Genomic DNA, 22,170 nt, shown 5'->3' on the forward strand with positions numbered 1-22,170 from the left:
TGATCATCCAGGCCGCCACAGCGGCGGGAGCAGATACAGCTCAAGTCGCCTCTTGGCTCTGGACGCTAGGGATCGGCATGGGGGTGAGCTGCATCGGCCTCTCTCTCTATTACCGCATACCCATACTAACCGCCTGGTCCACACCGGGCGCGGCACTGCTGATCACCACGCTGGGCAACTTCACTCTGGCGGAAGCCATCGGCGCCTTTGTGATCTCGTCCCTGCTGATCACTCTGTGTGGCATCAGCGGCTGGTTCGACCGTTTGATGAAACATATCCCGGCTCCACTGGCCGCCGCCATGCTGGCTGGCGTGCTGCTCAAATTCGGGTTGGATCTGTTCAAGGTCGCCCCGCAAGACCCCTTGTTGCTTGGCACCCTACTGCTGGCCTTCCTGCTGGGTCGTCATCTCTGGCCCCGCTATACCATGGTGCTGGTACTGGGAGTGGGGATGCTGATCTGCAGCGTGCGGGGGGATTTGCAAATGGGCACCCTTCACTGGCAACTCGCCAGCCCGCTCTGGACATGGCCAGCCTTCTCCCTTGATGCTCTGTTTGGTATCGCGCTGCCGCTGTTCATTGTCACCATGACATCGCAAAACATGCCGGGAATTGCCATCTTGCGGGCCCATGGCTATCAGCCTTCCACCTCCTCGCTGATCAGCTGGACTGGCCTGACTGGCCTGCTGCTCGCCCCTTTTGGCGGCTATGCCTTCAATCTGGCCGCCATCACTGCCGCCATCTGCATGGGCAAAGAGGTCGACTCGGATACCAAGCGCCGCTGGCCAGCTGCGGTATGGGCGGGTTGCTTTTATCTCCTGACCGGCTGCTTCGGTGCAACCGTCGCGGCCCTGTTTAGCGCCTTTCCGGCAGCCCTTGTCACCTGCGTCGCTGGTTTGGCCCTGTTAGCCACCATCGGCAGCAGCCTGCACTCTGCCTTGCAAGAGGATGAAGCACGAGAAGCTGCGCTGCTCACCTTTATCATTACCGCGTCCGGGATCAGCCTGCTCGGCATCGCGGCAGCCTGCTGGGGTCTGCTGATTGGTCTGGCTATCTATCAGTTCCAATCATATCGACAAAGGAATCAATTGAACCTCAAACCGTGAACCTCTGCACACTATCCAGATAAAATGATTCACAAGTGAAACTAATTTCCCTCTAGTGGTGCCAGGGCGCCAATCTTCCCGGACATGGTGCCCTGTCAGGTTCCATGCAACGGAGTATAAAAATGAAAAATCAGGCTGTCTTGTTACTACTGGCCATACTGGGTGCTACGAGCGTCCAGGCTGCCGATACGGATCGAGAGCTGGCTCGCCAGCTCGCACTTCAGCAGAAAAACCTGCTGCCCCTGCTGAGCAATCAGCAATACCAGAGCCCGCTTCCCAACCTGCTGCAGAAGGCCAGCCCACGGCTTAAACGGCAGGCGAGCGATGCCAACCAGGCGGCCATCAGCCGGCAAGGACTGGATGGCGAGGTCAAGCAACTGATGCAGTTGCGACTGGCCAACACCGATCAGGCCGCCGCACTGCAACAGGGCATCGAACCGCTGGTCGCCTATGTTCCTAGTGGGGATGAGAAGAGCTGGAGCGCCATTGAAGCGTTCGACAGCACTGGCAATCCCGTCTATCTGGATGTGGACAAGGCACCGGCCCGGCCGGTTCTGGTAGTCGAAGCCGATCCCGTCAAAGCCAAGAACGCAGGCTTGAAGGTGATGCGCAAGGCGCTGGCCGATGCGGATCTGCAAAGCGCTCCGCGAGTGGCGGCCAGCACGGCGCCACTCAAGACCAGTATCCTGAAAAAGATCAGACTGAAGGATGATCAGGAGCCCTGGCTGCTCGGCGCGGCCGAAGTGTATGCGGTGGTCGCAGGGGTCAATCCCAGTCGGGATGAGCCAGTAGTCGATATTGTCGACATGCCCTACCTCGACTATGACAACACAGACTACACCCCCAACCAGATCCTGGTTTACTGGGATCGCTATCGCTGGGGTGCCGTCGATGTGGTGATGATGGAGCAGGATGACAACGTCAACTACAAGGAGCTGAGCGCCCTGCTGATTGAAGCTCTCAAACTCGGCTTTACTGCGGGTGGCGTGCCGGAAGCCCTACCCTTCCTCGATCTCGGCGGTCGCATCGTCAAGGCACTGCCCGACTCCTGGATGACCAACAACGACGACTATCTGGATACCTTCTACACACTGGAGCAGGATCAGGTCTATCGCCAGTATCCGGGGGCTGCCGGTAATGCGGTTATCGATCTTGAGCCAAAAGAGATCGCCCCGACCAGACCTTGATAATCGGCCATAACGAAAAAGCCAATGAGCAACTCATTGGCTTTTTGCTTTTATCGCGGTGGCTACCGGTCAACCCTTGGGACGAACCCCCAGAGTATGGCAGATGGCATAGGTCAGCTCGGAGCGGTTCAGGGTATAGAAGTGGAAATCCTTCACCCCTTCCTGACTCAGCACGCGCACCTGATCGATGGCGATGCTCGCCCCCACCAGATTGCGGGTCATCTGATCGTTATCCAGCCCCTCGAAACGCTGATGCATCCAGCGCGGGATCTTCACGTTGGTAAAACCGGCAAACTTGGCCAGGGTCTGATAGTTGGAGACCGGCAGGATCCCCGGCACGATTTCGGCATCGATACCGATGGCAGCGCAGCGATCCCGAAATCGCAGATAGGTCTCCACATCGAAGAAGAACTGGGTGATGGCTCGGTTGGCACCGGCATCAATCTTGCGCTTGAGGTTGAGCAGGTCGGATTGCGCACTCTTGGCCTCCGGGTGCCCTTCCGGATAGGCAGCAACCGAGATATCGAAGTCCGCCTCTGACTTGAGCAGGGCAACCAGGTCGGTGGCATACATATCCGGCTTCTCCAACCCCTGCGGCAAGTCACCGCGCAGAGCCACAATATGGCGAATGCCGCTGTTCCAGTAATCGCGGGCGATGGTGCGTAATTCGTCGCGGCTGGCATCGATACAGGTCAGGTGAGGCGCCGCAATTAGGCCTGTCCGTTCCTTGATGTCCTTGATCACCTTGTGGGTGCGATCACGGGTGCCGGAGTTGGCGCCATAGGTGACGGAGACGAACTTGGGTTCCAGCACTTTCAGCCGTTCGATGGACTGCCAGAGGGTATTCTCCATCCCTTCACTGTTGGGCGGAAAAAACTCGAAACTGACCGATATATCGCCATTCAAATCTGCCAAGCTCTGGTTGAGCGCCTCAACCTGACGTGCACTGTGAAATCCCATATGCTCTTCTCCCTGTCCTGCAATCCATCTGCCTACGTCAAAACGGATGTTTGGACGTCTAAACGTCTTTATATTTATGAGCAAAACGACACAAAGTCAACAGGGATTTACCTCACATCCGATCTGACGAACTTCATATTTACAAAATTAACGGTACGTAACCGAAAAGTGCCCATCCCAAAATTGCCCCAGTCGAGTTATGATGGGGGCAGATCGTCCTGGACGTTCTGAATCTGCGTGTGATTGTTTGGCCGGAGGTTTCTCCGGCCCCTTTTCATCTATTTCCCACTCCTGCCGATAATAGAATGAGTCTTTGCAGGAGCACCATCATGGATACCCACCCCGGCTTTGCCACCGACTTGCTGTTCGATCGCTATCAGGGCGAGGTTGTTCAGCACGATCAGTTCTGGGCGGTTCGCACGCCGGATGCTCCCGATTACTACTTCGGCAACTACCTGCTGCTCCCCACCCCGCCCAGCGACCGTGACAAAGGCTGGCTGGAAGCCACATTTGATCAGCTGATCGGCCAGGATCCTCGAGTGCGCCACCGCACCTTCCAATGGCCACTGGCGGCCGGACAAAACAGCCGGATCGCCGGTTTTGTCGCAACGGGATACCAATATATGGAGTGCGTGGTGCTGGCGCTGGATGAGCAGAGCTGCCCACCCCCGCACGATGACATGAACAAGGTTGAGGCACGTACCTTCAGCACTGCTGATTGGCCTGAGTGGCTCGACTTCGAACTCCATGAACGGGATGAGGGACACTCGGAACAGAGCTATCTTCCCTATCTGCGATCCCGCCAGGCGCTCTATCAGGCCATGATTGCCGATGGTCTCGGGGACTGGTGGGGGATCTGGCAAGAGGGGCAATTGGTCGCCAGCTGTGGCCTCTTCTTCTGCGGCACACTTGGACGCTTCCAGTTGGTACGCACGCACCATGCGTGGCGCAACCAGGGGTTATGCCGCCAGTTGCTGAGTCAAGTGGCTCGCGCAGGATTGTCCCGCGCCAAACAGCTCATCATAGTGGCCGACGAGCATTACCATGCCCAGCGCATTTACCGCTCTCTGGGGTTTGCCCCGGTTGCCCGCATCGGCAGCCTCTGCCGCTGGCCCCACGAAGCACAATAAAGCGATACCTGCTGGCCGCGAGCCATAAAAAACGGGAGGCTGATGCCTCCCGCTCTTATTGATGCAGATGACCTATTGCTGTGGCTGCTGTGGCGCCTCCAGCTCGTTGGAGAGCGCCTGCTCCACCTCATCCGACGGCGCCGGTAATGGGGCAGCGGCCGCTGATGCGGGTTCTGCGGGAGTCACAGCAGGTGACACCACGGCCGATGTTTCACTGGTCGCGGGAGCTGCGGACACCTCAGTCGTCGGCGCTGAAACAGGAGCAGGGGCAACCGCATCACACTGACAATCCGCGCTCTTGGCCTTGTTGCCCTGATGAGGGGCATACCAGCCCTTCAAGCCACTTTCCAGTCGATCCGCGGCAGCCTTGGGCTCCATCTTGCCAAGCAGCACAGCCTGACTCACCTCGGCCAGTTCATCCCCCAACTTGGGCGTACCACGGGAGAGGATCTGGGTCGCCACCCGAATGGTCGAGTCACACTGATCGCGCCACTCCATCATCTCTTTGGCCGCCGGATTGGTGACATCGAAAAAGTGGTTGGAGAGGGAGAAGAATCCCGGCAGCGAGTTGGTATAGAGCTCGGCAAATTGCGGCGTCGTCAGCCATTGCAGGAAGGCCATTGCACCCTCTTTGTTCTTGCTGGCCGGATTCATCCCCATACCGATATCAGTGTGGTCGGTAAAGAAACAGCCATCACCCTGTTTGGCCACCGGCGGACGCATGACGCCAAAATCGACCTTGCCGGTGAAGGGGGCAATCTCCCAGGAGCCCGCCACGTAGAAGGCGGCCTTGCCCGAAGTGAACAGCTCGTTACTGGTCGCATAATCGCGGCTCTCGCCACCTTCACCGAGGTAGGAACGCCAGCGGGCCAGCTCGTCGAACACCTTCACATATTGCGGGTTGTCCAGCCGCTCCTGCCCGCCGATCAGTGCCAGACGGCCGTCCTCCCCCTTCCAGTAGTTGGGGCCAATGTTCTGGAACCCCAGTTCGGAGGCAACCCAGCTCTCGGAACCACTCATGGCCAGCGGCACATAGCGACCGTCGGCCTTGATCTTGTCCAGCACGGCGAAGAACTGATCGCGGGTTTGCGGCAAGGTGAGTCCCAACTCACTGAAGATCTTCTTGTTATAGAAGAAGCCATGGATCACCGAGGCCATGGGGACGCAGAAGGTCTGGGCTCCGGAGTCAGTCTGCCACGGTGACTGGGCAAAACTCGGGAAGTTCTCCATCCCTGCCATTTCGGTCAGCTCGGCCAGATGGCCCGCCTTGAACAGGGCGAGCGAGTCATCAAACGGACGACAGGTAATAAGATCCCCCGCCTTACCGCCTTTCAGGCTCTCCCACAGAGTGGGCATGTAGTTGACGTTTTGCACTGGATGAAAACTCACCTTGATGCCGGGATGAGCCGCTTCAAACGCCGGGATAATCTTCTGCTCCCACAACGCCTTGTCATCGGTTCGCCAGCTTTCAATCACCAGCTCGCTGGCCATCAGCTGGCCACACAACAGGAGACTCAGGGCTCCAATCCACTTTTTAGACATAAGCCCTCCTAGACCTTGAAATGTGCGATCAATTGCTGCTGTTTGGCGACCAGGTCGGCCAGCACTTCGCTGCTGCTGGCGGATTCGCGCGCCTCCCGCTCGGTCTCGTATGCCACATCGGCAATACCGGCGATATGACGAGCAACCCCCTGACTGACGGAGATCTGCTCCTGAGCAGCATGGGCCACCTGATCCGCCATCGACTTGATGGCCCCCATCCGATCGGCAATGGATTGCAGCGCCACATCCATCTCGCGGGTCTGCTCGACACAGCTCTGGGTCTGCTCCTGGCTACGCCCCATCACTTCAACCACATGCTTGCTGGAGCTTTGCAGGTTCTCAATCATCCCCTGGATCTCTTCGGTCGAAGTCTGGGTGCGATTTGCTAGCGCCCGTACCTCATCGGCCACCACCGCAAAACCGCGACCGGCATCGCCGGCACGGGCCGCTTCAATGGCGGCGTTCAACGCCAGCAGGTTGGTCTGCTCGGCGATGCTGCGGATCACATCGAGAATGCTGCCGATGTTGTTGCTGAATTCCCCAAGCTTGTAGGTGATCCCGACCGCCTCTTCCATGGCACCAGCCAACTGCTCGGTGATCCGGCGAGTGGTGGCCACTTTCTGGCGCCCATTGCGCGCCTCTTCATCGGCCAGATCCACTTCCCGCTTGGTACCATCGGTAGAGCGGGCCACCTCGGTGGCGCTCACTTCCAGCTCGGTAATGGCGGCGGCCACCTGATCGGTCTGGCTCTTCTGCTCCTGCACCCGGGACATGGCCCGTTCGCTGATCTCGGCGGCGCGGCTCGCTTCATCCACCAGATGGCGGGAGCCTGCATTGATTTGAGAGAGCAGCTCGCCGGTCTTGCCCGCCAGCGTATCGATGGAGCGAGAGAGGCTGCCAAATTCGCAACTGCTGCGGTAGTTGATGCGGCGGGTCATGTCACCGGCCGCCATGTAATCGAGCTCCTTGTTGATCATCTGCAACGGGCGCTGAATGCTGCGCGCCGTGGTATAGCCGATCACCAGTGCGGCAGCGGCCGACATCGCGGCAACCACCAGGATCCAGAAGCTGGCGCTACTGACCGCTGCATCGGCATTGATCCGGCTATCGCTGGCGATGGCTCCGGCAGACTTGCCCATCTCATCGAGCAAATTGAGGCTGTTGACCAGACTGGCATCCAGCTGCTGATTTTGCGTGGCCAGCGACAGCGCCAGTTGCTGAGCCTGACGCATGGTTGCCAGCAAGCCCTGAGCGCCAAGTGCCAGCTCCTGCATCCGATCCAGATTGGAGACAAAGCGCGCTTTCACATCATCGGGCACCAGCACCCGCTCCAACCGCTTGCGGGCCATCTCGATGTCCTTGCTCAACACCTTTTCCAGCTCGTTCAGGTCGGTTTTGGCATCGGCACGGCGGATATTCTTCAGGTCGCGGGCGATACCCGAGGTAATAAGCTCCGCCTTGTTGCGCATGGAGCGCTTGCTGGCGGTCTGTTGCAGCAGCAAATCCGCCGCCCACTGGTAGGTATCCTCAAGGCGGATAAATTCCATCTCCAGCTTGTGGCGCTGCTCCAGTGCACTGACCCACTGCCGATGCTGGGCCAACACCTGATCCGCCAAGCCATAAAATTGGGTGGTAGCACTCTCGACCTGCTGGAAGCGGGCACGAGCATCCGCTACATCGGTAAATTTACCCATCTCCTGACTCAGCTGGGCGAAGCGGTTCTGCTGCTCCTTGAACTGATTGGCCAGCTGCGGCAACTGGGCGGCATCTTCACTGGTGCGGTAGACCAGCACCCAGCGGTTGCTATCCTGCAGTGCCCCCTTGAGGCCTGCGACAGCCACGACCAGCGGGGTTGCCCGGTCAGATACGGCAGAGAGGCCGTCATTTATACCCTTGATTTTAAAGGTACTGATCACACCAAGCAGGATCAGCAACAGCAGCATCAACACGAATCCGGCGATGATCCGCTGCACGATAGATAAACCCATGGAGACATCCTCACTCATTGGGGGGAAGGTAAAGTGAACATAGTCACTATCGGCAGGGGTGGCGAATAACTGAAATATAGCGGCAGGTATTTAATTGATTTGTATCGGGTTGGATCACAGTCCAGACAAAATCAGCCAACCAAAAAAAGCCCGGCACAAGCCGGGCTGAAAGAGACGTACTTTGCTATCTTCCGCGGTCCGTTCAGAACCGCAGTCAGAATCATTAGAAGCGGTAGCCCGCACCAACCATGAAGACCATTGGGTCAATCTTGGTTTTGATTCCATCTCCACCGTTTACATGTACATCAGTGTCGATATCCATGATCCAGGCTGAGCCGTTGACAAACCAGCGGTCAGTGATCGCCATATCGATACCCACCTGACCAGCAACACCCCAAGAATCATCCAGGCTCACATCGCTGTTGGTCAGAGAACCACGACCTTTCTCGTCAAAGAAATTGGTGTAGTTCACACCAATACCGACGTACGGACGAACCTTGCTCTGGGCATCGCCAAAATAGTACTGAGCCATCAGGGTTGGCGGCAGATGCTTGACCTTGGCTACTTCGGTATCGCCAATCTTCACTGAATGGGAGAATGGGGTAGCAGCCAGCAGCTCAACACCGAAGTTATCTGTAGCCACATAGGTCAAAGTCAAACCCAGCTGGGCATTGTCATTGATTTCAAAGCTGTTACCACTGTCTTGTGGAGACACTACAGCCAAACCACCACGAACCAGAATATCACCAGCCTGATGGGCCATGGCGAAAGGAGAGGTCACTGCAGCGGCAATCATCAGAGGAAGTAATTTTTTCATCACGTAATCCCTTTTTTTTGTTTTCATTTGATGCTGTAAGCCCGCTGACTATATGCCCTTGTAAATGCAAAGTTATTGACTTGGAGCAAAGGTTGCACAGAAATAAATCGATTGGTGTGACATCTTTGCGCGCCATCCCAATCTCGTTGATCCCCCAGACAACAAGCCGAAATACCTGTTTCGACAGGTTGTAACTACCCGCATTCAGCGCCAAAAGGAGCAAACAAACCACATCTTATTGCACGGCAGTGCGGCGATTAATTGTTGTTTATATGGGTAAATCAGCGTATTTTTTGCGCCATGCAAGTTACTGGGAAGTAATGGTTTATTTATGAAAAATGAGTCGAAATGGCAAAAGGTGGGGGCCTTTCTCGCGGCCGTGTGGGGAATCGGATCCTTTCTCTTTATCCTGCTCGGTTTTATTGTCGCCCTGGCCTATCTGGTATTGGTACGGCAGGGTTAATCCGGATTGACAGAGTGCAGCAGGGTGATATGCCCCCCTTCGGCAAGCTGTTCCGGAGTCTTGCCCATTCCCTCCGCAGAGAGGCTACCAGCGTAGCCACACCACCGATTTCGCCCACCGACTTTGGCCTGATACAGCGCCATGTCCGCCAGTTTGAAGCTATGACTCCAGAATGAATCCGGGTACTCCGGGTGCAACGGATAGCGGCAGAACCCCAGCGACACCGTCAACCAGAGTGGCGCATCCTCTCTGCCAAAGCGGTGCCGAGCGACACGCTGGCGCAGATATTCGACCCGCAGCGCCAACTCTTGCTCGTCATCCACCTGCAACAGCAACAAGAACTCCTCCCCGCCCAGCCGGATGATAGGCTCGCGCTCTCCTGTCACCACCTTGCGCAGCAGATCCGCCAACTGTTTCAGCACCAGATCCCCGATGTCATGGCCAAGGCGGTCATTGATCCGCTTGAAATGATCCAGATCCAGCAGCAATAACAGACAAGGTTTGGCCCGGTTGGCCTGCAACCAGCCATCGAGATAGCGACGATTGAAACAACGGGTCAAGGGGTCGGTGAATGCCGCCATCTCCATCTGGCTGGATTTTTCCAACAAATCATCGTGTTGCTGACTGACCTTGCTGGCCATCTCCTTGAACTTGCCGCTCAGGGTCGCCATCTCGGCGCTGCTGTCGATATAGGGGATCAAGGTGGCATCTGGCCGATCGCCAAAGCGTTGCAGCGCCGACACCAGCTGCTGCAACGGGGTGAGCACAATGCTGTTGAGCCGGTACATGGCGATCATGACGCAGATAAAACTGATAAACAGCATGCCAATAAAGGTCCAGAGCGCCCCCTCCATGACGCCACTCAAGATCTTTCTCTCCTCCTCAATCACCAGGGTCAGTACCGGCTGGTTATCGCTGTTGAGCAGTCGCACCTCTCCCCTGAGCCGGGTCAGCCCAAGGTCGATCAGGCGATACGTTATTTGCGGTTTCAGTGGTTTGAAGGTAGCGGTGACATCCAGATTGGCGTGGGAGATCGCCAGTGGCAGCGCGGTACGCTCCGATACTTGCTCGAGGTAGGCCTTGTCGAGCCAACGAACAACCAGCAAGAAACCGTTGAACGGTGCCGACTCGTCACTGTTTCTGATCGGCTGCCACGAGTACATTAGCGGCCCCCACTGGGAAGCGCGGATCCCGTGCAGATTGATGCCCCCTTGTGCCACCGAGCGTTCTCTCAACTGCTTTTTCAGTTCATCAAGGAAGTAGGGAAACTGGTCCGGATTGATCCCCGGCGCATCGGGTAGCAGAGTGCGCGTCCAGATTTCGTAGCCGGTGAGATCCATGAAGCTCATCAGGTTGAGACTAAAATCCCGCATCGGCATATCACTGAACAGGTTGGATTCGATGTACCCCCTGCTTTTGTTGTCCATAAAACGGTGACTGTCATCCCAGATGCCCCAATCCCGACTGAATGCATCCAGAGCTGCCACATCCGCCTGCACCGCCTTGGTCACGCGCAGCAGATGCTCCTTCATTCGCTGCTCTTCAATCCGGCTGGCAGCCGGGATCTGGGCCCACGCCAGCAGGACCAGCAATAGCAAGATCGCCCCCAGCCAGATGGGGAACATGGAGTAAGCCAACTGATGATCAATCGTGCGCGGAGCCTGAGCCATAACCCGATATATCCATTACCATGATGCTGAGATGCCAAGCCTGCCCACACTTGACGAGCTTCCCCCTATGCTCCCGATTTTTATAACAAAAAGGGGCCAAAGGCCCCTCGATTATAACGGCTTATCGCGCCAATAGTGGCCGCAAAAAACGAGCTGTATGAGACTCTTTATTGGTGCAAATCTCTTCCGGCGTCCCCGTCACCAGAATGCGGCCCCCACCGGCACCTCCCTCCGGTCCCAAATCGACGATCCAGTCAGCGGTTTTGATGACGTCCAGGTTGTGCTCGATGATGACGATGGTATTGCCGCGATCCCGCAACTGGTGCAACACCTTGAGTAGCTGCTGGATATCGTGGAAGTGCAGGCCGGTGGTCGGCTCGTCCAGAATGTAGAGGGTCTGGCCGGTATCCCGCTTGGAGAGCTCCCGCGCCAGCTTGACCCGCTGCGCCTCGCCGCCCGACAGCGTGGTGGCCGACTGGCCGAGACGGATATAGGAGAGGCCCACATCCATCAGGGTCTGCAGCTTGCGCGCCACCGCCGGCACCGGATCGAAGAACTCGCGGGCATCTTCCACCGTCATCTCGAGGATTTCGTGGATGTTCTTGCCCTTGTACTTCACCTCCAGGGTCTCGCGGTTATAGCGCTTGCCCTTGCAGACATCGCACGGCACATAGACATCCGGCAGGAAGTGCATCTCCACCTTGATGACGCCATCCCCCTGACAGGCCTCGCAACGGCCCCCTTTAACGTTGAAGGAGAAGCGGCCCGGCTGGTAGCCGCGCGAACGCGCCTCCTGGGTGCCGGAGAGCAGCTCGCGGATCGGGGTAAACAGGCCGGTGTAGGTGGCCGGGTTGGAGCGTGGGGTACGGCCGATGGGGCTCTGGTCGATATCCACCACCTTGTCCAGATGCTCCAGCCCCTCGACGCTGCGATAGGGGGCCGGGGTGGACTCGGTGGCCTTGTTGAGCTCGCGATGAGCGATGCGGAACAGGGTGTCGTTGATCAGGGTCGACTTGCCGGAGCCGGAAACACCTGTAACGCAGGTCATCACTCCGATGGGCAGATCCAGGTTGACGTTGCGCAGGTTGTTACCGCTCGCCCCCTTGAGTTTCAGCCACTTGCCGGTAAGCGGGGTGCGCTCGGCCGGAATGGCGATCTGCTTGCGGCCGGAGAGGTAGTCACCGGTCAGCGACTCCGGATTATCGATGATCTGCTGGGGGGTGCCCTGCGCAACAATTTCGCCACCGTGCACGCCAGCTCCCGGGCCGATATCGAGCACGTGGTCGGCGAGTCGAATGGCATCCTCGTCGTGCTCCACCACGATCACCGTGTTGCCGAGATCGCGCAGATGGGTGAGGGTCTTGAGCAACCGCTCGTTGTCGCGCTGATGCAGACCGATGGAAGGCTCGTCCAGTACGTACATCACCCCCACCAGCCCGGCACCAATCTGGCTGGCCAGCCGGATCCGCTGCGCTTCACCACCGGAGAGGGTCTCGGCACTGCGGGACAGGCTCAGATAGTTGAGACCCACATTCACCAGGAAGCCAAGCCGCTCGACGATCTCTTTCAAGATCTTCTCAGCAATCTGGGCGCGCTGGCCGGTCAGGTTCAACCCTTCGAAGAAGGCGAGCGCATCACCGATGGACTGCTCGGCGATGGCCGGCAGGTTGCGGTTGTCGACGAAGACGTGACGCGCCTCTTCCCGCAGTCGGCTGCCACCGCAGCTGGTACAGGATTTGTTGGCGATGTATTTGGAGAGCTCTTCACGCACCGAGTTGGACTCGGTTTCGCGGTAGCGCCGCTCCATGTTGTGCAGGATCCCCTCGAACGGGTGCTTGCGCACCACCACATCGCCGCGATCGTTCATGTAACGGAACTCGATCTCGGTACGACCCGAGCCGCGCAGGATCACCTCCTGGGTCTTGACTGGCAGATCCTCCCACGGCGTCTCCAGATCGAACTTGTAGTTCTCGGAGAGGGATTTGAGCATCTGGAAGTAGTAGAAGCTGCGCTTGTCCCAGCCACGGATGGCGCCGTTGGCCAGGCTGATGGCCGGATCGCCGATCACCTTGGCCGGATCGAAATATTGCTGCACCCCGAGACCGTCACAAGTCGGGCAGGCTCCGGCCGGGTTGTTGAAAGAGAAGATGCGCGGCTCCAGCTCCGACATGGAGTAGCCGCACTCCGGGCAGGCGAAGTTGGCGGAGAAGGTCATGGGGGTGACGCCCTCCTCCCCGTCCATCGGCACTACCAGTACGATGCCGCCGGAGAGGGTCAGCGCCGTCTCGAACGACTCGGCCAAACGCAAGGCAAGGTCCTCGCGCACCTTGAAGCGATCCACCACCACCTCGATGGTATGCTTCTTGTGCAGCTCCAGCGTAGGAGGATCGGAGAGATCGCACACCTCGCCGTCGATACGGGCACGGATGTAGCCCTGGGCCGCCAGATTCTCCAGCAGCTTGGTGTGCTCCCCCTTGCGATCCCGCACCACCGGGGCCAGCAGCATCAGCTTGCTCCCCTCCGGTTGAGCCAGCACCTGATCCACCATCTGACTGATGGTCTGGGCGGCGAGCGGAATGGCGTGGGTCGGGCAGCGGGGCTCACCGACCCGGGCAAACAGCAGACGCAGGTAGTCGTATATCTCGGTGATGGTACCGACGGTCGAGCGCGGGTTGTGGGAAGTGGATTTCTGCTCGATGGAGATGGCGGGCGAGAGCCCCTCGATATGGTCGACGTCCGGCTTCTCCATCAAGGAGAGGAATTGGCGGGCATAGGCGGAGAGGGACTCCACATAGCGGCGCTGCCCCTCGGCATAGAGGGTATCGAACGCCAGAGAGGATTTGCCCGAACCGGAGAGGCCGGTGACCACGATCAGCTTGTCGCGGGGCAGGGTCAGATTGATGTTCTTGAGGTTGTGGGTGCGAGCACCCCGGACCACGATCTTTTCCATCTTGTTGCACGCTCGATACAGAAACCTGAGCGAGTCAGTATGGCATAGAGACTACTGGATGAATAGACAGTCATGAGATGAAATGCGCATCATCCGGCGCACGCCATCTGCTCTTTTTTCTCCACCAGCAGCCGCTCGTTTTGCCATATCCGGGCAGTGACCTCGACCCGATAGGGGCAACGCAAACCCAGCCCAATTTTGCCAGCCGCCATGACCACTCCAGCCTGCAGCGACAGATTGCGACTCTGGCGCTGAGTCGTGCTCCCGGCCGCCCCTTCGCTGCGCACCAGAAAACTGAAGCTCACCGTCACATCGTGATCGCTAAGCAGCGTCGGATCCAGTGAGAACCCCTGAGCGTGTTGAGTCACATTGAGGTTAAGTGCCATGTCCATTTGATGATCCTCGCAAACGGCATCTGAAGCTCCACACATCAGCCCAGCGACCCACAATAATGAAAAAAGGGCCCGCAGGCCCTTGTTTAACATCATGGTTACTGACCCTGAGTGACCAGGATCTGGTTACCTGTTCCGTTCGAGTAGGCAAACGCGTAGTTACCGCTGTCGCTCTGGGTCACTTCGACAGCGTTATTGGTGCCATAGCCCTGTGCCCACGCCTCATTGTCGAGCCCGGTCTGGGTCACGGTCACCTCGTTACCTTGACCATAAGCGTCCGCATACGCAATGTGGCCATCGCCGGTCTGGCTGACCGTAGCGGTGTTATTATCTCCACCAGAGGTAATGCCAACTGCATAGTTGCCATCGCCCTCCAGGGTCAGGGTCACCGAGGAGTTGCTACCATATTGACCAGCATAGGCATCGTTATCATCACCGTTCTGGGTCACATCGGTGGTGTTGCCGCTCCCGACTTGGTAAGTGTATGCGTAGTTGCTGTTACCGGTTTGGCTCACCGTGGCTGTCTCCCTGGTTCCTGCCTGATAACCAACAGCCTGGTTACCCTGATTATCGGCCGAACCTTGCTGGGTCAGGGTGTACTGCCCGTCCTCACCCACCTGCGTGACCTGCGCTACGTTATTTTGGTCGAACTGATCGACGGTAGCAGTATTGCGGGCACCGCGCTGCAGTAAGCTGGCACTGGTACCCTCGGCGGCGGCAAGTCCATAATTTTCGGTATTCTGATTAACGGTGGCTGTTTGGTTTCTGCCCTCCTGAGTTACCTCGGCATTGGCGCCATCCGAAGCGTCTTGGTTGACTATGGCGATATGCCCACCATCCCCCTGCTGGGTGACGGTTGCCTCGGCAAAGTCTGACCAATAGTTGTCAATGGTGGCCGTGTTATCATTTGAAAGCTGGTTAATCACCGAGCTGGCTTTATCGGCATTGTTCTGGTCGATGGTTGCCATGTTGTCGTTGGCATCGCTGCCAGCGGCCCCTTGGTTAATTGTGGCGATAGCGCTGCCATTGTTGATCTGCTGGGAAACACTTGCACTGTTCCCGCTTCCGTTGGTGTCAATGGTAGCGGTGGAGAGATTGGTATTTCCCGATTGCAGCACTTCGCCGCTGTTGCTATTGCCAACCTGGCTGGTATTGGCTTTCGAGCTGCCGGTGTTTTCCTGGGTGGTCAACGCAAAGTTATTGTCACCGCCTTGATAGATATCCGCCCGGTTATCCACACTAGACACCACTTGGTTAACGGTTGCCTTGTTGGTATCGCCGAACTGCGTGACATAAGCGTCGTTGCCAGTAGATGCCGCCCAAGCGGTGCTGGTCGCCAGAAGAACTGCCGAGGCAATGATGGTACGTTTAAACATGATTTCCCTCTCGTGCTAATGGTTGAGCCTAGGCTCAGTTGGTTTGAACGACATTTACTTGCTGATTGGCTCCCGTCTGAATAACGGTTGCCGCCAATCCGTTACCGTTTTGCTCGATGCTGGCCTGATTGCCATCACCCAGCTGGATCGCCCGGGCCTGATTGTCTGCCCCTTGCTGACTGATCCAGGCTTCATTGCCGCTGCCTTGTTGCAGCAGCCAAATCCGGTTATTGATGCCCGCCTGATAGAGCTCGGCGCTATTGCCCTCGCCCAGTTGCGCGCCATTGACCCAGTTCTCATCTCCCACCTGGGAGAGCGCCAACTCATTGGCCCAACCCTGTTGCAGCAGGCGCGCCTGATTCAGCTCCCCTTGCTGGGTGAGGTGCAGTTGCTGCTCGCGACCGAGTTGCCACAACAGCGCCTGATTCCCATCGTTCTGCAGACCGGAATCCAGCTCGCTTGCCATCGCCAGCTCGTCGAAGACGGCAGGCTCTGCGGCGAGTTGCGGGGCGCCCGATATCAGCAGAAAAAAAAGAGCACTCAACAGGTGTTTCATCGCGCCATCGCCTTGTTGGAAAACGCCCACAGTATCCCTGTCAGACCAGAGGCGGCCTATCAGGCACTCCGCTGATTCGAGGATGAAAAGCGCCGCCCTGTCGCTGAGCAGAAAGTCTTAATTCGTATTCGATGGAGGCCAAAAAAAATGGCTATGTCCCAATTACGTGTTGAAAGGATAATCTTGAAGTAGGCCATCACCTTGAGGTCTACCATCATGGATACCCCAGCCTTTCAACACCTGTTGTCCCTTTTTCCCCAGTTAACCCTGCGCCAGCGCCGTGTTGCTCAGCAGGAGCTTACTGCACCCCACACCATTACCTCGCTCAATACTCAGTTACCGGCATGCAGTGGCTGCCCCCATTGTCAGGCCGATGTTACCCAGCTGGCGCCTTGGGGATGGAGTCGGGGACTGCGCCGCTACCGTTGCAAACTGTGTCTGCGCACCAGCACCGTTCTGACCAAGACGCCCTTGGCCAGATTGCGTAAAGCACAGTGCTGGGAAGACTACGCGCAAGCTCTCATCGAAGGACTGACTGTCCGCCAGGCCGCGCGGCGCTGTGGGGTCAGCAAAAACACCGCGTTCCTCTGGCGTCACCGATTCTTGCGCGCGATGGCAACCCATCAGGCCACCCGGGAAGAGGACATCGTTGAGGTTGATGAGACCTTCTTCCTTGAATCGTTCAAGGGGCAGCGGGGACTGCCGCGTCCGGCACGTCATCGCGGTGGTAAAGGTCGAACTCGTGGAGCCGGGCCAGATTACATCCCGGTGATGGTGGTACAAGACCGTGCAGGCCACCATGCGGATTTCCAGTTGGAGAAAATAGATGCCGAGACGGTCATCGCGGTGTTGAAGCCGTTGGTGTCACCGGATGCGGTGCTGTGTAGCGATGGAGCGGGTGTGTATGCCTGTTTCAGCAAAGAACAGGGTGTAACCCATCAGGTGGTGCGCAATCGTCAAGGCGAACGGGTGGTCGGTGCGTATCACACCCAGCACGTAAACGGGTATCACCATCGGTTGAAAGAGTGGATGGAGCGGTTCCATGGCGTGGCAACGCACTACCTGAAGAACTACCTGGGTTGGCGCAGGATGCTGGAGCGTTACGGAAAAGGCGTAAATATCAAAGCATGTTTGCATGAGGCGCTGGGGCGCCCCATGCAACACTTAATTGGGACATAGCCAAAAAAATGCCCTCCACCAGGAAGGGCATTGCGCGAGCGGGGAAACTCAAAGCAGCGGGGCATTGTCTTGCAGATACTCCTGCAGGATCGGATTGTCGATATCCCGCTGGTCAGCCAGTTGCCACAGATTGTCTCGCACGCCATTGGCTATTAGCCGGATCACCCCGGACTCGATAGCCGACATGACACACATCTGTACCGGTTCATTGGTACTGAAACCGGCCTCGGCCTCCAGCAGGCGCTTGTACTCGACGAAACGGAATACCCCGGCCTGCACCTGTTGCGACAATACGGTCTTGGAGGTGGTGACACTGTTCAGGATCCGGCCTGAACGGATATCGACGGCGCGCAGATTGACCGTCACCTGATCGACCCGGTACTCCCCGCTGGCACCGATGCCAAAATACTTGGCCCCCGCCCCGCCGGTTCGCACATTGCTGTCATAGGCGACGATCCCCCCCTCGATCAGGATGTTGGCGGCGACCAGCGAGGGCAATTGATTGGCATTGTTGCCGGGAACATTAGGCTTGTTCTGGGCCGCCCGCACAATCTTGCGTTCAGTCAGCAGGTTCTGCAGCCCTTCCCGCTCCAGCGGCACAAACCATTGAGAGTCCCACAAGGCCGTGCTCAGCATGGCCACCCCACCCTGGGTGACCGCCGTGGAGAAGTTGGACGCCGGTGCAGGCAGGTACTGACCGGTCTGATCGCGAAAATCGTAGACGGCCGCGACAATTTTCCCTTTTGGCTTGGGCAGACTGATCAGCTCCTTGTAAGAGACGGATCGCGGCATCAGGGTTGCCTTCTCATCGGCAACGGGTGAGCCGATATGGGTCGCACAGCCAGCCAGCGCAAGCAGGGGCACTATCAATAACAGTTGTCGTTTCATCGCGCCCTCAGTCGGCAATCAGGCCATTCACTTCGATCATGGTGGTCTGGTTGGTCACCCGGTCGGTGATTGAAACCACCAGGGTGCCATCTTCATCCACCACATTGATGGCAAAATCATCGGTCACCAGACTGCCGCTCTGGCTGCCATCCTTGCCGATATCGGCCAACAGCTGGCTGATCAAGCGGGATTGCAGGTTGGAGGTCAGGCGATCCAGCGCCGAGGTGCCGCTGCTACCGCTGCCACTGGCGGGATCCTTGTAATCATTCTGCGCATTGGCGGTGCCAAGCAGATGACTGCTGTTGAGAGGGTTACCCCCAAAGCTGGGGTTGACGGGGCGATAGACAAGCTCCGACGCATGGAGCGTTGGCGCTATCAGTGCAGCAACTAGCCATAACCGGGCACGCATGAGAAATATCCTTATAGTTCATCATGTTCCAAATCGAAGGTATCCATGAACAGGGTCGCTATCTTCTGCTGTTCGAGGGTCTGCCTGACCTGTGACCAAGCCAGTTTGGCGCTCTGCTCCTGCTGATTGCGGCCGGGAGAGAGCGCGGTTTTAAAAATCACCTTCCGGTTATGGGTGATCCAGATCAGGCTGCCCCAGCGAGCTGTCGGGCGCTCATGAATCGTCAGATTCTCTCTGGCATCCGGGTCTTCATCACTGCGCAACCGGGTAAATTCGTTATAAAAGCCCTGACCGAAACGGGTAAAAGTGCGGTCCAGCACCAGACCATCCACATCCAGCCGATCACTCTCCTGCTCCGGCTGTACCGACTCCAGCGGTGCATCAGCCTCGCCCGCCACAACGCTCGTGCAGCCCCAGAGCAGCGCAAGGCAACACGCCACAGAGAGCGCTTTCATCAGTGAGAGTCCGGAGCATCGAGATACTCTTTGGCCCAGCTCACCGCCTGGATCCGGTTCTTCACATTCAGCTTTTTAAAGACGTTATAGAGGTGGGATTTGACGGTGTGCTCGCTGACAAACAGGCTGTCGGCGATCTCGACATTGGAGGCGCCCGTCATCAGATAACGGATGATCTCCTGCTCTCTGGCGGTCAGCAGAGTGTCGTTACGCAGCAGATAACTGTTGCCCTGGCGATAGTATTCGACCAGCTCGCACAGCAGGTGACGCGGCATCCAGTACTCGCCCAACAGGATTTTCTGCAACCCGGCAACCAGTCTGTCGAGCGGATCCTGACGGAAAAACAGACCGCAGATCTGCGGCCACATCAGCAGCAGGTCGCGATCCGTCGCAGTGGGAGCATTGAGCAGCACAGTGGTCGCCATGCCAAAGCGTTCGGAGATCGCCCGGTTCCAGCCCAGTGACTGGCCAGAGCGGATATAGTCGAGATCGATGAGAAACAGCGTGCCGTCACACTGGTTATCTAGCTGATTAATCTCGTGGATTAGCTGGACGGGGCGGCTCAAATGAGAGATGAGGTATGCAGCAAATGTGCTGGCCTGCACATTATTTTCAGTGACCAGTGCGATCGGGCATGCGGCTTTCATAGTGTGCTCTTCCTTGAACCTGTAAACCACCTAATCTGGCCGACTGAGTCTACCAAGGAGGTATGGGAGCACAATATTAAAAAAGTATGAGAATGGATCTCATAAATATCGTAACCATATGTTTTTAGTCGATTTAAAAACCTATTCCAATTCGCCAATCGGCCAGCATAACAGGAATATATGGCAGAAATGTGATGCCGGACGCGCCCAAAACAGCTGCAACCCGACCATCACTACAGCAGGAGCCAACAGTTGCCTTTGGCACATCAAGCCGGTTAAGGATGCTGCCAATCCGCTTCGCAACTGTTACTATGACCGTCACATGCGTCTGCGGGACATTGCGCCCCGCACACAGCAACTAATCAGGTATCTAGTCGTGTTGGACCAGGTTTCGACCTGGCCGGTAAATAAGGTGGAAGAGAGATTATGGCCAGTCGAGGCATCAATAAAGTCATTCTGATCGGTAACCTCGGGCAAGACCCGGAAGTACGCTACATGCCGAGTGGCGGTGCTGTGACCAACATTACTCTGGCTACCTCTGAAACCTGGCGAGACAAGCAGACCGGTGAGCAGAAAGAGCGTACCGAATGGCACCGCGTCGTCTTCATGGGCAAGCTGGCCGAAGTGGCTGGCGAGTACCTGAAGAAGGGCTCCCAGGTCTATGTGGAAGGCAAACTGCAAACCCGCAAATGGCAGGATCAGAGCGGCCAGGAGCGCTACACCACTGAAGTGCTGGTCGACAGCTTCACTGGCGTGATGCAGATGCTGGGTGGCCGTCCGCAAGGCGGTCAGGGTATGGGCCAGAACATGGGTGGCCAATCCCAGGGTAACTGGAGTCAGCCACAGCAGAGCATGACTGCCCAGCAGCCGATGAATCAGCAGCGCCCGGCACCGGCTCCGCAGCAGAATATGCAGCCGCAAGGCGGTTATGGCCGTCCTGCCCAGCAGCCGCAATCTGCGCCGCCGGTATATAACGAGCCGCCGATGGATTTCGACGACGATATCCCGTTCTAAGAACAGAATATTGAAAAGGCCCTGATAACTCAGGGTCTTTTTTATGCACTCAGGCTGAACCTCTCAGCCCGAAAGGGATATAACGCTTTATGGTTGCCTCCCCTACAGTGATAGATATCCTCCACAGGAGCGCTTTGTGAAAAGTGCAATGAAACTGCTCACCCCTTTATTGCTAATGCTGACCAGCATGCTGTCCGGCCAATTGCAGGCAATGCCACTCAAGGTCGGGGTCAGCTTTGCCATCCCCCCTTATGTCATCGAAAGTAATCAGCGTGGTATTGAGCTGGATCTGTTGAAAGAGGCGTTCGCTGGCAGCGGCTATGAGCCCAGCTTTGAATTTCTGCCACTGGAGCGCACCTTCCGCCTGTTCGAGTCAGGAAAGCTGGATGCCATCATCAACGTCAGACCCGGTATGGTTGATCCTCACGTGCTGACCCAGCCCGTTATCACCTTCCATAACCGGATCTTCACCCTGCGCAGCACCCACATCAGTACTCTGGACGACCTGCATTCAAAACGGGTCACCGCCTTTCAACGGGCAAGGATCATTCTGGGGGGCGCGTTCGCCACCATGGCCAACCAGAATCCCTACTATGAGGAGGTAGCCAAGCAGCAGGTGCAGGTACATCAGCTGATGCGCGGCCGGGTCGATGCAGTCGTACTGGAGGAGCGGGTGTTCTACTACTACCTCGACCAGCTGATTGCCACCGCCCAGGCAGGCGAGCACTACGAGCGCAATCAGGTCAGGCAAGCAGACCTCTTCCCGCCCACCGTCTATCACTTTGCCTTCCGAACGGCCGATGCCCGCAATCTGTTTGATAAACGCCTTGAGGCGATGCGTCAGGATGGTCGTTATCACCAGATTTTCGCGGCTTACGGCGCCACGCCATGAGCCACAAACATAAAAGCCAGCCGGTAAGGGCTGGCTTTGTACTGGCTCCGAAGGAACAGCAGTAGGGGAGCGTTACTTCATTGCGCTGCCGTTTTTCAGTTCTGCTTTCTGACGTTTGGCTTCGCGTTTCTCTTTCAGTGACATCTGCGGTTTTTTCTTGGCATCTTTGCCGTTGTGATGTTCTTTGTTACTCATCATCAAACTCCAAAAATGTTACCCAGACAGTTGGTTCCTCATGGGAGCCAACATGTCATCCGAATCATCAACTTCAGTACGCTTGGTGGGATGGTGCAAGACCATCACCAGACCCAGCATACCCTCCAGCGGCATCCGGATCCAGCCTCATTCTCGTCCAAAAAATGTCGCGCACAGCCCCCTGAGCGCAGAGGCCAAAGGACCTCGACAGGAAAGACCAAAAAAGAGTAATTCGCATTATTAAATGTTGTCACGCTTATATTAAGCCATCGTTACCTAGATATTTTCACGGATAAATATAAATCCCTCTCATTATTTATTGCCGCGCAAGATGTCACCATTTTAATAAGCTTTCGC

21 protein-coding genes (1 of these 21 running past the window's edge) are annotated in these 22,170 nt (G+C 57.1%); 7 read left to right on the forward strand and 14 right to left on the reverse strand.

The window, feature by feature from the left end:
* Together ACTG2G_RS08610 and ACTG2G_RS08615 are read left to right on the forward strand one after the other, a co-directional pair.
* On the forward strand, window positions 1–1,103 hold the 3' portion of the coding sequence (locus ACTG2G_RS08610) for a benzoate/H(+) symporter BenE family transporter (protein ID WP_421388216.1). 73 nt of this gene lie to the left of the window's left edge; only the last 1,103 of its 1,176 coding nucleotides appear in the window; its start codon lies beyond the left edge, outside the window; its stop codon occupies window positions 1,101–1,103.
* Between the two features lie 122 nt (window positions 1,104–1,225).
* A complete protein-coding gene (locus tag ACTG2G_RS08615; RefSeq protein ID WP_120416018.1) occupies window positions 1,226–2,290 on the forward strand; it encodes a DUF3103 family protein in 1,065 nt (354 codons plus the stop codon).
* Window positions 2,291–2,359: 69 nt separating this feature from the next.
* Here the strand turns inward: ACTG2G_RS08615 and metF are convergent, their stop codons facing one another.
* Window positions 2,360–3,250 carry a methylenetetrahydrofolate reductase gene (gene metF / locus ACTG2G_RS08620; protein WP_005340191.1) on the reverse strand — a complete coding sequence of 297 codons (891 nt, stop codon included), beginning with the start codon at window positions 3,248–3,250 and terminating at the stop codon, window positions 2,360–2,362.
* Between the two features lie 329 nt (window positions 3,251–3,579).
* Between metF and ACTG2G_RS08625 the strand changes: the two genes are divergently transcribed.
* Window positions 3,580–4,380 (forward strand): GNAT family N-acetyltransferase, encoded by an 801-nt coding sequence (locus ACTG2G_RS08625; protein WP_421388215.1) that lies wholly within the window; start codon window positions 3,580–3,582, stop codon window positions 4,378–4,380.
* A 72-nt stretch (window positions 4,381–4,452) separates the two neighbouring features.
* Here the strand turns inward: ACTG2G_RS08625 and ACTG2G_RS08630 are convergent, their stop codons facing one another.
* The 3 genes from ACTG2G_RS08630 to ACTG2G_RS08640 all read right to left on the reverse strand — a co-directional run bounded on the left by ACTG2G_RS08630 (window position 4,453) and on the right by ACTG2G_RS08640 (window position 8,727).
* Window positions 4,453–5,922: an ABC transporter substrate-binding protein gene (locus ACTG2G_RS08630; protein WP_139732649.1), complete on the reverse strand. Its 1,470-nt coding sequence runs from the start codon at window positions 5,920–5,922 to the stop codon at window positions 4,453–4,455.
* An 8-nt stretch (window positions 5,923–5,930) separates the two neighbouring features.
* Entirely contained in the window at window positions 5,931–7,910 is a 1,980-nt protein-coding gene (locus ACTG2G_RS08635) for a HAMP domain-containing methyl-accepting chemotaxis protein (protein ID WP_005341553.1), read from the reverse strand.
* A 223-nt stretch (window positions 7,911–8,133) separates the two neighbouring features.
* A complete protein-coding gene (locus ACTG2G_RS08640) occupies window positions 8,134–8,727 on the reverse strand; it encodes an OmpW family outer membrane protein (RefSeq protein ID WP_439985366.1) in 594 nt (197 codons plus the stop codon).
* A 331-nt stretch (window positions 8,728–9,058) separates the two neighbouring features.
* Between ACTG2G_RS08640 and ACTG2G_RS08645 the strand changes: the two genes are divergently transcribed.
* Window positions 9,059–9,190, forward strand: coding sequence for a hypothetical protein (locus ACTG2G_RS08645; protein ID WP_019445201.1), 132 nt, complete (start codon window positions 9,059–9,061; stop codon window positions 9,188–9,190).
* Here ACTG2G_RS08645 and ACTG2G_RS08650 read toward each other — a convergent pair.
* From ACTG2G_RS08650 to ACTG2G_RS08670, 5 genes are all read right to left on the reverse strand, one after another.
* The gene (locus tag ACTG2G_RS08650) at window positions 9,187–10,860 is read right to left on the reverse strand and encodes a diguanylate cyclase (RefSeq protein ID WP_421388211.1); all 1,674 of its coding nucleotides are present in this window, start codon (window positions 10,858–10,860) and stop codon (window positions 9,187–9,189) included. The genes ACTG2G_RS08645 and ACTG2G_RS08650 overlap by 4 nt on opposite strands.
* A 121-nt stretch (window positions 10,861–10,981) precedes the next feature.
* Entirely contained in the window at window positions 10,982–13,810 is a 2,829-nt protein-coding gene (gene uvrA, locus ACTG2G_RS08655) for an excinuclease ABC subunit UvrA (RefSeq protein WP_421388210.1), read from the reverse strand.
* 89 nt (window positions 13,811–13,899) lie between these two features.
* Window positions 13,900–14,202, reverse strand: a complete 303-nt coding sequence (gene csgH, locus ACTG2G_RS08660; RefSeq protein WP_421388208.1) for a curli-like amyloid fiber formation chaperone CsgH — start codon at window positions 14,200–14,202, stop codon at window positions 13,900–13,902.
* A 98-nt stretch (window positions 14,203–14,300) separates the two neighbouring features.
* Window positions 14,301–15,578 (reverse strand): curlin, encoded by a 1,278-nt coding sequence (locus ACTG2G_RS08665; RefSeq protein WP_421388207.1) that lies wholly within the window; start codon window positions 15,576–15,578, stop codon window positions 14,301–14,303.
* 34 nt (window positions 15,579–15,612) lie between these two features.
* Window positions 15,613–16,134, reverse strand: a complete 522-nt coding sequence (locus ACTG2G_RS08670) for a curlin (RefSeq protein WP_335831848.1) — start codon at window positions 16,132–16,134, stop codon at window positions 15,613–15,615.
* Window positions 16,135–16,350: 216 nt separating this feature from the next.
* On the opposite strand from ACTG2G_RS08670, the gene ACTG2G_RS08675 reads away from it, so the two are divergent.
* Window positions 16,351–17,313 (forward strand): IS1595 family transposase, encoded by a 963-nt coding sequence (locus ACTG2G_RS08675; RefSeq protein ID WP_439985367.1) that lies wholly within the window; start codon window positions 16,351–16,353, stop codon window positions 17,311–17,313.
* A gap of 48 nt (window positions 17,314–17,361) precedes the next feature.
* On the opposite strand, the gene ACTG2G_RS08680 is transcribed toward ACTG2G_RS08675, so the two are convergent.
* Genes ACTG2G_RS08680 through ACTG2G_RS08695 form a run of 4 tightly spaced genes read right to left on the reverse strand, consistent with a single transcriptional unit; the run spans window position 17,362 to window position 19,712 of the window.
* A complete protein-coding gene (locus ACTG2G_RS08680) occupies window positions 17,362–18,201 on the reverse strand; it encodes a CsgG/HfaB family protein (protein ID WP_005355003.1) in 840 nt (279 codons plus the stop codon).
* A gap of 7 nt (window positions 18,202–18,208) precedes the next feature.
* Window positions 18,209–18,610, reverse strand: a complete 402-nt coding sequence (locus tag ACTG2G_RS08685; RefSeq protein ID WP_019445195.1) for a curli assembly protein CsgF — start codon at window positions 18,608–18,610, stop codon at window positions 18,209–18,211.
* 11 nt (window positions 18,611–18,621) lie between these two features.
* Entirely contained in the window at window positions 18,622–19,065 is a 444-nt protein-coding gene (locus ACTG2G_RS08690; RefSeq protein WP_100652617.1) for a curli production assembly/transport protein CsgE, read from the reverse strand.
* Window positions 19,065–19,712 (reverse strand): LuxR C-terminal-related transcriptional regulator, encoded by a 648-nt coding sequence (locus ACTG2G_RS08695; RefSeq protein ID WP_042080923.1) that lies wholly within the window; start codon window positions 19,710–19,712, stop codon window positions 19,065–19,067. Before ACTG2G_RS08695 ends, ACTG2G_RS08690 begins: the two co-directional genes overlap by 1 nt.
* Before the next feature lie 426 nt (window positions 19,713–20,138).
* On the opposite strand from ACTG2G_RS08695, the gene ACTG2G_RS08700 reads away from it, so the two are divergent.
* Together ACTG2G_RS08700 and ACTG2G_RS08705 are read left to right on the forward strand one after the other, a co-directional pair.
* Window positions 20,139–20,726 (forward strand): single-stranded DNA-binding protein, encoded by a 588-nt coding sequence (locus tag ACTG2G_RS08700; RefSeq protein WP_421388036.1) that lies wholly within the window; start codon window positions 20,139–20,141, stop codon window positions 20,724–20,726.
* Window positions 20,727–20,874: 148 nt separating this feature from the next.
* Window positions 20,875–21,618, forward strand: coding sequence for a substrate-binding periplasmic protein (locus ACTG2G_RS08705; protein ID WP_421388041.1), 744 nt, complete (start codon window positions 20,875–20,877; stop codon window positions 21,616–21,618).
* A 72-nt stretch (window positions 21,619–21,690) separates the two neighbouring features.
* Here ACTG2G_RS08705 and ACTG2G_RS08710 read toward each other — a convergent pair whose 3' ends face one another.
* Entirely contained in the window at window positions 21,691–21,816 is a 126-nt protein-coding gene (locus ACTG2G_RS08710) for a hypothetical protein (RefSeq protein ID WP_019445191.1), read from the reverse strand.
* Window positions 21,817–22,170: the final 354 nt, after the last annotated feature.

It is taken from the genome of Aeromonas sp. 55A (assembly GCF_051919665.1).
In the GTDB taxonomy this organism is placed as follows: Bacteria; Pseudomonadota; Gammaproteobacteria; order Enterobacterales; family Aeromonadaceae; genus Aeromonas; species Aeromonas veronii.